General features: G+C 47.1%; 11 protein-coding genes and 1 riboswitch. Of the genes, 1 reads left to right on the top strand and 10 read right to left on the bottom strand.

Going from position 1 to position 11,827, the window contains the following annotated elements; genetic code table 11:
- The first annotated feature begins 77 nt into the window (after positions 1 to 77).
- On the top strand, positions 78 to 1,220 hold the full coding sequence (metK, locus tag SPIBUDDY_RS00055; RefSeq protein ID WP_013605710.1) for a methionine adenosyltransferase: 1,143 nt from the start codon (positions 78 to 80) through the stop codon (positions 1,218 to 1,220).
- Here metK and SPIBUDDY_RS00050 read toward each other — a convergent pair.
- The 10 genes from SPIBUDDY_RS00050 to dnaA all read right to left on the bottom strand — a co-directional run bounded on the left by SPIBUDDY_RS00050 (position 1,210) and on the right by dnaA (position 11,738).
- Positions 1,210 to 1,914: an anaerobic ribonucleoside-triphosphate reductase activating protein gene (locus tag SPIBUDDY_RS00050; RefSeq protein ID WP_013605709.1), complete on the bottom strand. Its 705-nt coding sequence runs from the start codon at positions 1,912 to 1,914 to the stop codon at positions 1,210 to 1,212. The two genes, metK and SPIBUDDY_RS00050, sit on opposite strands and share 11 nt — an antisense overlap.
- Positions 1,911 to 3,986 (bottom strand): ribonucleoside triphosphate reductase, encoded by a 2,076-nt coding sequence (locus SPIBUDDY_RS00045; RefSeq protein WP_013605708.1) that lies wholly within the window; start codon positions 3,984 to 3,986, stop codon positions 1,911 to 1,913. Before SPIBUDDY_RS00045 ends, SPIBUDDY_RS00050 begins: the two co-directional genes overlap by 4 nt.
- Positions 3,987 to 4,055: 69 nt before the next feature.
- Positions 4,056 to 4,243, bottom strand: a riboswitch (cobalamin riboswitch).
- A gap of 69 nt (positions 4,244 to 4,312) precedes the next feature.
- On the bottom strand, positions 4,313 to 5,008 hold the full coding sequence (gene jag, locus SPIBUDDY_RS00040; protein ID WP_013605707.1) for an RNA-binding cell elongation regulator Jag/EloR: 696 nt from the start codon (positions 5,006 to 5,008) through the stop codon (positions 4,313 to 4,315).
- 58 nt (positions 5,009 to 5,066) lie between these two features.
- Entirely contained in the window at positions 5,067 to 6,881 is a 1,815-nt protein-coding gene (yidC, locus tag SPIBUDDY_RS00035) for a membrane protein insertase YidC (protein WP_013605706.1), read from the bottom strand.
- Positions 6,882 to 6,984: 103 nt separating this feature from the next.
- A complete protein-coding gene (gene rnpA, locus SPIBUDDY_RS00030; RefSeq protein ID WP_013605705.1) occupies positions 6,985 to 7,335 on the bottom strand; it encodes a ribonuclease P protein component in 351 nt (116 codons plus the stop codon).
- Positions 7,316 to 7,483 (bottom strand): 50S ribosomal protein L34, encoded by a 168-nt coding sequence (gene rpmH, locus SPIBUDDY_RS00025; RefSeq protein ID WP_013605704.1) that lies wholly within the window; start codon positions 7,481 to 7,483, stop codon positions 7,316 to 7,318. The genes rnpA and rpmH overlap by 20 nt, the downstream gene beginning before the upstream one ends.
- Before the next feature lie 108 nt (positions 7,484 to 7,591).
- Complete coding sequence (locus SPIBUDDY_RS00020; protein ID WP_013605703.1) at positions 7,592 to 7,912, bottom strand: DciA family protein; 321 nt, start codon at positions 7,910 to 7,912, stop codon at positions 7,592 to 7,594.
- Complete coding sequence (gene recF, locus SPIBUDDY_RS00015) at positions 7,912 to 8,994, bottom strand: DNA replication/repair protein RecF (protein ID WP_013605702.1); 1,083 nt, start codon at positions 8,992 to 8,994, stop codon at positions 7,912 to 7,914. The genes SPIBUDDY_RS00020 and recF overlap by 1 nt, the downstream gene beginning before the upstream one ends.
- Positions 8,994 to 10,100, bottom strand: a complete 1,107-nt coding sequence (dnaN, locus tag SPIBUDDY_RS00010) for a DNA polymerase III subunit beta (protein WP_013605701.1) — start codon at positions 10,098 to 10,100, stop codon at positions 8,994 to 8,996. Before dnaN ends, recF begins: the two co-directional genes overlap by 1 nt.
- A gap of 216 nt (positions 10,101 to 10,316) precedes the next feature.
- Positions 10,317 to 11,738, bottom strand: a complete 1,422-nt coding sequence (gene dnaA / locus SPIBUDDY_RS00005) for a chromosomal replication initiator protein DnaA (protein ID WP_013605700.1) — start codon at positions 11,736 to 11,738, stop codon at positions 10,317 to 10,319.
- Between the last annotated feature and the right edge of the window lie 89 nt (positions 11,739 to 11,827).

Below are 11,827 nucleotides of genomic sequence, written 5' to 3'. Positions count from 1 at the left end.
AAGAAACTTGCTAAAAGGGGAGCGCAACAATTCTCTGAATTGAGTTCCTCCTTCCCAAGTTCCATAAGGAAGGGTGTATGTTAGAACATGGATCACACATTTTCACTTCAGAATCAGTAAGCGAAGGACATCCGGATAAAGTCTGCGATCAGATTTCCGATGCCGTTCTGGACACATGTCTTCGGCAAGATCCCAAAAGCAGGGTTGCATGCGAAGTCTTTGCCACCACCGATACCGTCATTGTAGGCGGAGAGATCACCACCAATGCAACCTTGGATATCGAATCAATTGTCAGAGCAACCGTCAAGGAAATCGGATATACCGAAGAAGGCTGTGGGTTTGATTACAAAACCTTGAAGGTGATCAACCTTACCAGTACCCAATCTGCTGATATCTCCATGGGTGTCACTGCCGATACTTCACTGTTCGGCGAACAAGGTGCAGGCGATCAAGGTATGATGTTTGGTTTTGCCTGTGATGAAACGGAAGAGCTTATGCCGGCTCCGGTCATGTGGGCCCATCAACTCCTGATGAAAGCAAGCGAACTGCGCAAGGGTGGGTATGCCCCCTTCCTCCGTCCCGACGCAAAAAGTCAGGTATCCCTGCTTTACAAGGATGGCAAACCGGTGCATATCGATTCGGTTGTCATCAGCCATCAGCACACCGCCGATACCGATCGGGAACATCTCATCGACTTTTTGACAAAAGAAGTCATCAATGTAGTGCTCGACAAGACCGGCCTGTTGGATGAGAAAACCAAAATCTACATCAACCCTACCGGTCGCTTTGTCATCGGAGGACCCAGTGGTGATACCGGCCTGACGGGAAGGAAGATCATCGTCGATACCTATGGTGGCATGGGTCGTCATGGCGGCGGTGCTTTCAGCGGGAAAGACCCTTCAAAGGTAGACCGTTCAGCAGCGTATATGGCTCGTTTTGTAGCCAAGAATTTGGTTGCAAACAAGTATTGTACCAGATGTGAAGTACAGCTCTCCTACGCCATCGGGGTTCCTTATCCAATTTCCATCTATGTTGATACATTCGGCACCGGAAAGGTGGACGATGAGAAGCTTGAGGACCTGGTCAGACAGAAGTTCAACCTGTCACCGGCTGGCATTATTCGCAGCCTCGATTTGCTCAGGCCCATCTACCAGAAGAATGTGAACTACGGGCATTTTGGAAAACCCTCCATGCCCTGGGAACAGATCATCAACGTATAACCAAGTTCGGTTGATACATTCTCAAGAGACCAAGACTTTTTTCAACCTCCCCAACCGACAGTTGAGGGAGGTTGATTCTTTTCTCGTCGTTTGCTTTAAAGTGCTTTGGAATGCGATACTTCTGCACATACCAATGCTGAACAACGGGATACGATTGGACCATGCATAGCAAATCCTCTTGTCCCAGCGTTGGGGCGAGTGTAGTACGCACCTCATACGAAAAACCCGGATGGCTTGCCTGGTACTCGGTCAAAAGGGAAACACTCGTTCTGACAAGTATTTCATCCCCCTTGTCCCCGACAATTTCCTGATAGCGTTCACAGGGAGCCTTCACATCCACAGCAACATACGAGAGAAGGTCATGTTCAAGCAATTTTGAAACAACCTGCGGCCTACTGCCATTGGTATCCAATTTGACGGCAAAGCCAAGATTTCGGATGAATTCGACAAACTCCATCAGATCATGCTGCAGGGAAGGTTCTCCCCCGCTGATTACCACAGCCTGGATGAAACCTTTGCGTTGCTGGAGAAAAGTTTGTGCCTCTTGATAGTCGGTTATGCAAGACTTCGGTTCAATTAATGCACGATTATGGCAATAGAAGCAATCGTAGTTGCAACCTTGACAAAAAAAGACACTACTGAGCAAGCCAGGATAGTCAAGCAAGGAACAGGCTTCAAGCCCTGCAATATTCATGACATCTTTACCGAATAGAACTTTCGCTGGCGATGCTCTTCCTGCTTACCTGGATGGAAATCATTCTTCGGCCTGAGATAGCCAACCACTCGTGTCCATACTTCGGTAGGGCAACCGCAGAAGGGGCATTGCTCCACTTCCCCATCCAGATATCCGTGATTCTTGCACGTCGAGAAGGTTGGAGTAAGGGACAAATAGGGTAGCTTGTAGCGGGTGAATGTACTTCTGACCAGAAGCTTTGCAACATTCAAATCATAGATTCGTTGGGCAAGGTAGAGGTGCAGGACTGTTCCTCCTGTGTATTGGCACTGAAGCTCATCCTGTTTCTCCAACGTCTCAAACAGATCCGAGGTATAGCCAACGGGTAACTGAGATGAATTGGTATAGTATCCAACCTTCTCTCCCGCAGTGATGATGCGTGGATACTGGAGGGAATCAAGGTTGGCCAGCCGATAGCTGGCACCCTCGGCTGGGGTGGCTTCAAGGTTGTAAAAGTTTCCTGTCTCACTCTGGAATCCACTGATGAGAGTCCTTAGTTCTCCTAGTACCCGCAGACCGAACTCCTGACCTTTCTGGGTAACCAAGGAGCCTTGATCCCCAAAGAGATTCAGGCAGGCTTCTTCCATCCCCACGATTCCAATGGTGCTGAAATGGTTCGCCCAGTAGGTGCCGAGTCTCAGTTTCACATCTTCCAAAGCATTTTGGCTGAAGGGATACATACCGCGTTCCGTTTCAGCTTCTATGACGTTTCTCTTGATTTCCAAACTCTTTTTGGCAAGCGAAGCCAGCGATGCAAGACCTTTCAGAAACAGCGTTTCATCCTTGGTCTCATACGCCAGCCTGGGAAGGTTGAGTGTCACCACACCGATTGAGCCGGTCAAAGGATTGGACCCAAACAGACCACCTCCTCGTTTTCTCAGTTGGGACGTATCGAGGCGCAATCGGCAGCACATCGAAAGAGCATCCTCAGGGGAAAGGTCGCTGTTTACATAGTTGGAGAAGTAAGGGATTCCGTATTTTGCCGTCATGGCAAAAATTGCGTCAACCACCTCGCTCTCCCATGGGAAATCCTTGGTCACCTTGTACGTAGGGATGGGAAAGGTAAAGACACGCGCCGAAGCATCCCCTTCCTCCATGACTTCACAGAAGGCGAGGTTGAGCATATCCATCTCGTTGGCAAACATTCCATACGTCTCAGCCTGGTTTTCACCTCCTCTGATGACCGGTACATCACGAAGGCTGGATGGCACCACAAGATCGAACGTAAGATTGGAGAAAGGGCATTGAAAACCTACGCGTGTGGGAACGTTGAGATTAAAGATGAACTCCTGTATTGCTTGCTTGACCTCATCGTAAGAGAGTCCATCGTAACGGATGAAGGGGGCTGCATACGTGTCGAACGAGGACCAGGCCTGAGCTCCTGCACACTCTCCCTGGAACGTGAAGGTTGCATTGACTATCTGGCCGAGGAAGGAGCGCAGGTGCTTGGCAGGTTTGCTACTTACCTTGCCCTCCACACCCCCGAAACCGCATGTCAAGAGCTGCCTAAGATCCCAGCCGCAGCAATAGGGCCCGAAGAATCCCAAATCATGCACATGAAGGGCACCGCTTTCATGCGCTGAGCGTATTGAAGCCGGATAGATTTCATTAAGCCAGTACTGCTCGGTAAAACGTTCACGAATGAAGTTGTTCATCCCATTGACCGAACGTCTGGTGTTGGCATTTTCCTTGGTCTGCCAGGTTGTCTGGCCTAGATAGGAATCAAAGAGCGCGTTCGTAGCCTTAATAAGGGCTTTTCCCTCACGCATTCTCTCTCGCTGGCTGCGATACAGAATATAGGCTTTCGCAGTCTTTGTTGCTCCTGTTTCCATCAGAGCTTGTTCAACCAAATCCTGAATCTGTTCGACGGTGATGGGATTGTTGCCCTTCATCCTGGCAAGTACCAACGAGGCCACTTCCAAGGCATCGACATCCTGGCTGGAAGCTACGGCTGCTTTGGTGATTGCGTTGATGATTTTCTGAACCTCGCAGAGAACCACCTGTCCATCCCGTTTGACCACCTGCTGTTGCATGGTTTCCTCCTACTGGAGTCAAGACAGAGAGGCGGCCCTGCAAGAGGCACACGCCCTGTCATACTCCGTGACGGCGTGTCTGTATAGGCAAGGTCTTCTGACTCAGGTTCATCGATTTCGCTTCCTTCCCAGATTGCTCCAGTGGCTATATGCAAAATCTCCCCTTTACAGCGGCGGGACCGTGTGGGCTTTTCACCCACTTCCCTTTTCCTATACACACAAGATATAGTGTTTTATACCATACGGTACACTACGAACAGTAGGCTTGGCAAAGAATTTTGTCAAGCTGAATCAATAAAAAAAGGGGACCAAAGTCCCCATTAGTGTTAGTGCTTTTGGTTGGTGATACGAATCTGCTTGTACAGCCCCTCACCTTCGCTTTTGGTCTCAACGCCACCAAAATCATTGAGGGCGGTATGCACCAGCCGTCTTTCATACGGGTTCATCGGCTCAAGCAACCTGCTCCTGCCGCTCTTCTTGACCTGCTCAGCAGTCTTGAAGGCCATCCTGATCAACTGCTCCTCATGGCGCATGCGATAGTTCTCACTATCGATGATGACTTTCAAATCAGGGTCAATCTGCCCGGCGTACACATTGGCCAGCAGCTGGATGGCATCAAGGTTTTTTCCCTTGCGGCCAATGATGATACTGGAGTTGTCACTCTCAATATTCAGACCAAGCTTGCGTGCCTTGCGAAAGGAAATGGAGACTTTGCCCTGGTACCCCATTTTCTCGAGAATGGTTGCTACGAAAAGCAAAAGCTTGTCCTCGAGCTCGCTGTTGATTGGAGCATCAAGCTCCTCCTCGTCCTCATCCAGCGTGCTGCGAGAATCATAACTTTCTGGTAGTACATCATTCTCATCTTCAAAGTGAATTCTAATCTTTACATTGCTCTTCTTGAACAGTCCCTTCCGGACAGGCTCAACGATTTCTACATCGAAATCTTCACGTTCAATGTGCAGTTCCTCTATTGCTTTTGCAATAGCCTCCTGCTCGGTACGTCCTTCGAATTCTTTCATCATATAGCTACTCCGTTCGGGGGACCGAGTCCCCCTGGTAATATTTCATTTCTTGTGGGGATTAGGTCCGTTTCTTACCCTTCGGACCGGGAAACTGCTGTACAGTAGGGCCCTTCACTTCAATGGCTTCCTTGCTCTTCTTCTTGTTGGTATACAACTGTTGGAAGATGGAGAGAGCATTCATGACCGACCAGTAAAGAATCAAGCCGGAAGGTGCATTATACAGTACGAAGAAGAACATCAACGGCATACCGTAGGTCATGAATTTCATCATGCCCTGCTGGCTTCCTGCAGTTGAAGCATTCTGGGTAATCTTCATCGAGTAGATCATACTGACTGTATAGACGATCGGCAGCAAGTGCAGCTGATTGCCCAGGAAGGGAAGATTGAAACCGAAGGTGAATACAGTATCCGGCATGGAAAGGTCTGGAATCCAACCGGGAATGAACATGGCACCGCGGAGTTCAAAGTGCTTGTTGAGCAACCCGTAGAAGGCAATGAGGATCGGGAACTGGAGCAGCATCGGCAGACAGCCGCCCATCGGATTGATCTTCTCCTTCTTGTACAAAGTAGCCATCTCTTCGTTCTGCTTGGTCGGATTGTCCGGATACTTCTCCTTGATCTCCGCCATCTTCGGGGAGAGGGAAGACATCTTTGCCGTCGATTCCATACCCTTCTTGGAGATGGGATAGAGCACAAGCTTAAGCAGGAATGTCAGAATGATGATGCCTACGCCGTAGTTGGGGATCACCTTGTAAAGCAGGTTCAGGATGGTTTTCAGAATGGTCTCAAGCCAGCCAAGCCAGGAACTGCTGTCCAACGCCTGTTCAAGTTGCAGATTGGCAACACCGAAACTGTTCGACGAAGCATCGTCGTAAATGGTCATATCACCCTTGAGCTGGGGTCCTGCATAGAAACGGAACGTATCAGTTTGTGAGGCACTTCTAATAGCCGGACGAGTGATATAGATGCTCGACTGCAGCGGCAATCCCTCTTCACTAGTCTCTGACAAGCTGACGGTGTAGTTGGTGGCATCAGGGATGGCGATCAAGGAGAAGTACTTGCCAACCAAGGCAACCCAGGAAAGGGGCTTGGTGGTAGTGTACGCTCCATTGCTCAGCTTGACCTGATTCTTCTTGGAAGAGCCATCTTCCTTGATATAGAACCTTCTATAGTTGTAGTTGTTGTCAAGCTTAGCGAAGGAAGGCCCAATCTGGGGCTCGAAGGCCAAGGTATAAGCAGAATTCTCGAAGGAGAGAGGAACCGCCTTGTTCACACTATTCTTGGTATCCACATCGATTTGGAACAAGTAGTCCTTAGCACCGAACGTATAGGTCTTGGTGAGGGAGAATGAATCGCCTACACTCTTTCCATCTTCGGAGAGAAGGGCGAATTCCTGAGTGAAAATTACTTTATTGCCACTGATCTGATACCTGAAATTGGCATCGATTGGATTGGCCTTGTCCTTTCCGGCGTAGAGCAGGAAGGCATCATTTGAGTTTTGACTTTTGAAAAGCAGTTCCACTGGTTCCCCGTCATCAAGATGTTCCTTCAGCTTGAATGAGGAAACAGAAGCTCCATTGGGATTGAATTCAATAATGAAATACTCGGTTGAGAAGGTAAAAGGTGTACTGGAGCCCTGATTGCCCACGGAAACCAAAGAACCCGGAAGCTTGCTGTTCCAGGCCATATTGGAAGGAATCTGGGAGTACTGTGCCGGCTCAAGGGTTGTCGCAGATGGCGTACTGGCTTGCTGAACTTCCTGCTGGCTTGACTGCACCACAGGGTCGGGTGCAAAAAACGTGGTTTGAATGGTCATACCAACGGTAATAACCAACACGGATAGAACTATGGCGAGAATGGTATTTTTGTCCATATCTGCTCCTGATGATGAGGTGTGGTGAGAGAGTAATCACAGGAAAGATAGGTTCACAACGAAATTCTGCAACAACAGGAGTGGGAAAGACTAACAGAAAGTCTCACGACTGGAGGAAGACCCCAGCCTTTTCACAAAGAGCGAGAAGTTGTTTTTTTTGGGATGTATGGTCATTAACCTTTCCTGGATATACGATGAATGCAAAATCGTAACCGGGGACCATCCGAGGTTTCTCATTTCGCCAGATTTCCTTGATCTGTCTGCGTATTCTGTTACGCTGAACAGCGCTTCCATAGTGACGGACGGGTATTACTACAATCCTATCAACATCCAGCTGGTTTTGGCTAACAATCAGTTTTAAACCAAGGCAAGCGTATGTCTTGCCAGTTTTAAAAACTCGGTCAATCTCCGGTTTACGCTTTACAATTTCTTTCTTAGAAAGGCTTCTTCTCATCACATACGGACAGCTGGTGTCTGCCTTTGGCTCTTCTGCGGGCCAATACCAGGCGACCGCCCTTTGTTGCCATACGAGCCCTGAATCCAAACTTTCTGTTTCTCTTAACTTTACTGGGCTGGTAGGTTCTTTTTCCTTTGTAACTCATGAGATATTCTCCAATTTTACATCGCTTAACGCGGATATTTTCTACGTATACGGAGTATGGTCCTCCGAGTGGTGCAGTATAATGAGCAAGTGCCGTTACGTCAAGTAACTAGGAGCTCAGCATCTGTATCGATTTGATTCCCAGTGATGGGTATTTCTTGGTAATTAAAGCAAGTATCTTTTTTTGCTGCATAAGTGCAATCTGTGCCCAAGAGGGGTGATCAGCCCTTAAAACCAACGTTGTTCCCTTAATTTCTACTATTTTTACATGAGGATACAGCCGGTTTCCAATAATTTTTTGCCATTCAAATCCGATGGCTGCTTTTGGATTATCTGTGCGGATATCGAGCGAGCGCAACACAAAATCCAAGACTTTTCTTCCTTCCAGAGGTTCTCCTTCCTTGCATAATCTTGGTTTCTTGTCCTTCATCAGTTCAAAAACCTTCCTTCCTGGACAGTATAGAGCAAAGCTCCTTCCTCGGCCAGCTCTGAAAAATAATGCTCTTCGGGTAGAAAGGTGAAAAAGGCTTGGCAGTAGGTTTGCATCAAGTGCAGGAAATGCTCACGCTTTTCAAAATCCAACTCAAGTAACACATCATCGACAAGAATCAAAGGCTCCTTACCAGTCTTTTTCTGAAAGAATGCCATCTGTGCAGTTCTGAAAATCAATGAAGCAAGCCGTAGTTGCCCGGTGGAGCCGGTCTGGGAAAACGGCTGGCCAGCTTCCATAACCAGAAATCTATCCCGATGGATACCGCTGGTAGTGGTAAGCATACTTATATCACGGCTTCTGGTACGAGCCAAATACTCAACAATCTCTTCTTCGGTAGCACAATCATTCCATGAGGGGTGGTACTCAATATGCACCTCCATGGTGTTTTGGGAGACATCTTTGTACATCGAAGGAAAAATCTGGTCAAATTCATAGACTGCCCGAGTCCGTTCACTCTGGATCGCAAGCCCATACTTGGCAAGCTGCAAGTCATAGAGATCCAAGAGCTCAAATCGACCATCCTTGATAGCTTGGTTTCGCTGACGAAGAACAAGTCGATAACGACGCAGGTCGTCAAAAAAAAGTGGATTGTACATGCTCATCGTCTGATCGAAGAATCTTCGTCGCTGCTCCGGTTCACCCTTGATGAAAAATATATCGTCATGACTGAATACTATGCAGGGAATGTTATAGATTAATTCCTTGCGGTCCTTCACTTCACGATCATCGAGTGACATGCTGCGCTTGCCGTCTTTCCATTCCAACATCAGGGTGTGCCGGATTTGGTCGTCACCAAGGTAAATGCCTACAATCTTGAAAGCTTTTTCTCCATGGACCGTCAGTTCCTTGAGTTGGTTCGTCCGAAACGAAGAACCATAACAAAGGGCATAGAGGGCTTCAAGCAAATTGGTTTTTCCCTGTCCATTTGGTCCAATGAGGAATACCTGCCGATTATCGACAGGTATCCTTTGGCTGACGAGATTCCTAAACTGATTAGTCCAAAGCTCGATGAAACGCATTAGGAATTGGGTTGCATCGGCATGATGATATGATAATAATCCCTGTTGCTTTCAGATTTTACTGTCATAGCTTTTGTTGGTTCAGTGAAGTTGATGGAGAAATATTCCCCTTCCATCGCCTTGAGGGGATTGAGCAGGTACGTGTAATTCAGCGAAACCTTGCTATCCGGACCTTCATACTGGCAGGGAATGATTTCCTTGGCTTCTCCTACTTCACTTTCATCACTGGTCAACAGAACACCAGCTTCGCTGATATCAAGAAATATACGTTTTGCTTTATTTTCCACCAACAAGGAAACACGCTTCAGTGCATCAAGCATATCCTGTATTCGCATGGTGCAACTATAGTTCTGACTGTCGGGGATTACCCGTCGATAGTTGGGATATTGGCCTTTGATCAAGGTGGTGTAGAATGTTCGTTGTGCTATTTTTGCAAAGAGCAGCTGATCGGTAATGCAAAGCTCCAACGTTCCTTCATCGGTGGAAAGTTTCTTCAGCTCCGTGAAAAATTTTGGAGCAATGATTACAGGAGTAAACATGGGAAGTTCTTCCTCAAATGTCCTTTCAACGATGGAAAGTCTTCTTCCATCGGTTGCAACCATGTTCATGCCGCTTGCATTGCGTTCAAGATAGAGGCCGCACAAGAAATAGCGTGTCTCATCCTCGCTGATGGCAAACATGGTTTGGTTGGCCATATCGGAAAATGCTTTCTGAGGAACTGAGAAATACCGACCTTCAGGTGCTGTTTCCAAAGGAGGAAATTCTTCCGGAGTGATGGTTCTGAGTTTGAAGTCAATGTTTTGGCTGACCGGCTTGATGGTAAACATTCCGTCCACGACCGTGAATTCAACATTGGTATCGGGAAGTGAGCGAAGAATATTCAGCAGTTTTTCACAAAAAACAGTGGTTTTTCCTTCTTTGAGGGTTTGTACGGCTATATGGGTGCTGAATCCGAGTTTTTGGTCTGTAGCCCTGATGATCAGCGTATCGTTGTAGGTTTCAAGATAGACATTGGAAGTGATGGAAAGGGAGTTCCTTTGGCTGGTGAAGTCCATGGAATATATGATCTCGGTGAGGATGGCTTCTTTGCTGCAGACGAATTTCATCTTAATACTCCTAGATTATTAGAATATGTAGTAATAATAGTAATAATAGCACGTTTTCTGTGGATAACTTTTTAATTCATTATACAATCTCTTCTTACTTTTTGTCATCCTGTGGATAACTTTTGGATCTGTCCACAATCCTTGCACAAGCAAAAAAGCTCTATCCACAGGTTTTGGAAGTTATCCACAATGCATCCATATGCTATCCACAATGAATTACTTCTTGACATTTGTTAAGTCACGCTTCAATTTTTGCACAGTATTGGCGAACGCTTCATCCCCCTTCATCAAGGATTCTATGCGGTCGTAGGCATGCATTACCGTGGTGTGATCCCTGCCCCCGAATTCCGTCCCAATTTCGGTGGTGGAATACTCGGTGATATCCCTGGAGAGGTACATGGCTATCTGACGCGGTTGTATCAATGACTTGTTCTTTTTCTTCCCCTTGATTTCAAAGCTGCTGACATTGAAATACTCCCCTACAACCTTGATGATTGTATCGATGGAGAGCGTTTGGTTTGCATTCGCAGCCAAAGAAGGCAGTATGCCCAGCAGTTCTTTTGCCTTGTCAAAGGAAATCTCCTGACTCAGTAATTCGCTGTAAGCAATTAGCTTTGTTAGGGAAGATTCCAAATCCCTGACATTGGTACAGACATTGGTGGCGATATAGTTCAGGATTTCTTCACTCATGGAACTGCCCCGCTCAATGAGTTTTTTCTTAAGGATCGCCATTCTGGTTTCGTAGTTGGGCGGTTGCAGATCAACATTCAAGCCCCTCTCGAAGCGGCTGCTCAGACGGTCGGTGATGTTCTTCAATTCGCTGATCGGACGGTCACAGGTAAACACCATCTGCTTCTTGGATTCGTAGAGGTTGTTGAAGGTATGGAACAATTCCTCTTGGGTGCTGTCTTTTCCCTGAAGGAAGTGGATATCGTCGATGAGCAGCACATCCACCTTGCGGAACTTGTTCTTGAAGTGCTGGGTTTTTTGCGACCCGATGGACTCAATGAATTCGTTGGTGAACATTTCGGCGGTGACATACATTACCTTCAGTTCAGGGGTGTTGTTGATGATAAAATTTCCGATGGAGTTCAGTAGATGCGTTTTCCCTAAACCTACCCCTCCATAAATGAGGCATGGGTTGTAACTGGATCCCGGATTCTTTGCAATTGCAAGGCTCGCATTGTAGGCAAATGCTGAGTTGTCCCCGATAACGAAATTGCCGAAATCATACGAGGGGTTGAGATTGCTCTCCACTTTCATGCGCAACGTTTTTTCATTGGAGATTTTCGGCTTTGCCTGGGTCTGGACCGGCTCTTGTTTCTCCTCTTTTTCCTTGGCGTTTCCTTCTGGTTTGTTAATCTGTTCAATCTCTGAACGTGAGATGACAGCAAATTCAACATTGATGTCCTCTCCGGTCAATTCACTAAGTGTATTGACGATTAAATCCCGGTAACGGGCTATCACTGTATCGAGAATAAACTGGCTGGCTCCAGCCAAAATTACCTTTTTATCCTCTGATTTCAGGTACGCGATACGGTTGAACCAGGTATTGAATTCCTGTTCTGGCAGCGTATCCTTGATCCTGGAGGCGGTCTCCTGCCAGAATTCATAATAGGTGGTGTGCATGTCGCTCATGCGGCCATTTTACCCTGTAGATACAAGTGGTGCAAGTATTGTACATATCACTCTTGGTTATAAAATGTAATTCTATACAATATAAAAAA

This window comes from Sphaerochaeta globosa str. Buddy (genome assembly GCF_000190435.1).
Classification (GTDB): Bacteria; Spirochaetota; Spirochaetia; order Sphaerochaetales; family Sphaerochaetaceae; genus Sphaerochaeta; species Sphaerochaeta globosa.
The sequence above is the reverse complement of the archived record's forward strand: the minus strand, read 5'-3'. Positions and strand labels throughout refer to the sequence as shown.

Bases quoted from the DNA above. Each gene is read 5' to 3' on its own strand.
- metK (WP_013605710.1), top strand. From the start codon at position 78: ATGTTAGAACATGGATCACACATTTTCACTTCAGAATCAGTAAGCGAA.
- SPIBUDDY_RS00050 (WP_013605709.1), bottom strand. From the start codon at position 1,914: ATGAATATTGCAGGGCTTGAAGCCTGTTCCTTGCTTGACTATCCTGGC.
- SPIBUDDY_RS00045 (WP_013605708.1), bottom strand. From the start codon at position 3,986: ATGCAACAGCAGGTGGTCAAACGGGATGGACAGGTGGTTCTCTGCGAG.
- jag (WP_013605707.1), bottom strand. From the start codon at position 5,008: ATGATGAAAGAATTCGAAGGACGTACCGAGCAGGAGGCTATTGCAAAA.
- yidC (WP_013605706.1), bottom strand. From the start codon at position 6,881: ATGGACAAAAATACCATTCTCGCCATAGTTCTATCCGTGTTGGTTATT.
- rnpA (WP_013605705.1), bottom strand. From the start codon at position 7,335: ATGAGAAGAAGCCTTTCTAAGAAAGAAATTGTAAAGCGTAAACCGGAG.
- rpmH (WP_013605704.1), bottom strand. From the start codon at position 7,483: ATGAGTTACAAAGGAAAAAGAACCTACCAGCCCAGTAAAGTTAAGAGA.
- SPIBUDDY_RS00020 (WP_013605703.1), bottom strand. From the start codon at position 7,912: ATGAAGGACAAGAAACCAAGATTATGCAAGGAAGGAGAACCTCTGGAA.
- recF (WP_013605702.1), bottom strand. From the start codon at position 8,994: ATGCGTTTCATCGAGCTTTGGACTAATCAGTTTAGGAATCTCGTCAGC.
- dnaN (WP_013605701.1), bottom strand. From the start codon at position 10,100: ATGAAATTCGTCTGCAGCAAAGAAGCCATCCTCACCGAGATCATATAT.
- dnaA (WP_013605700.1), bottom strand. From the start codon at position 11,738: ATGAGCGACATGCACACCACCTATTATGAATTCTGGCAGGAGACCGCC.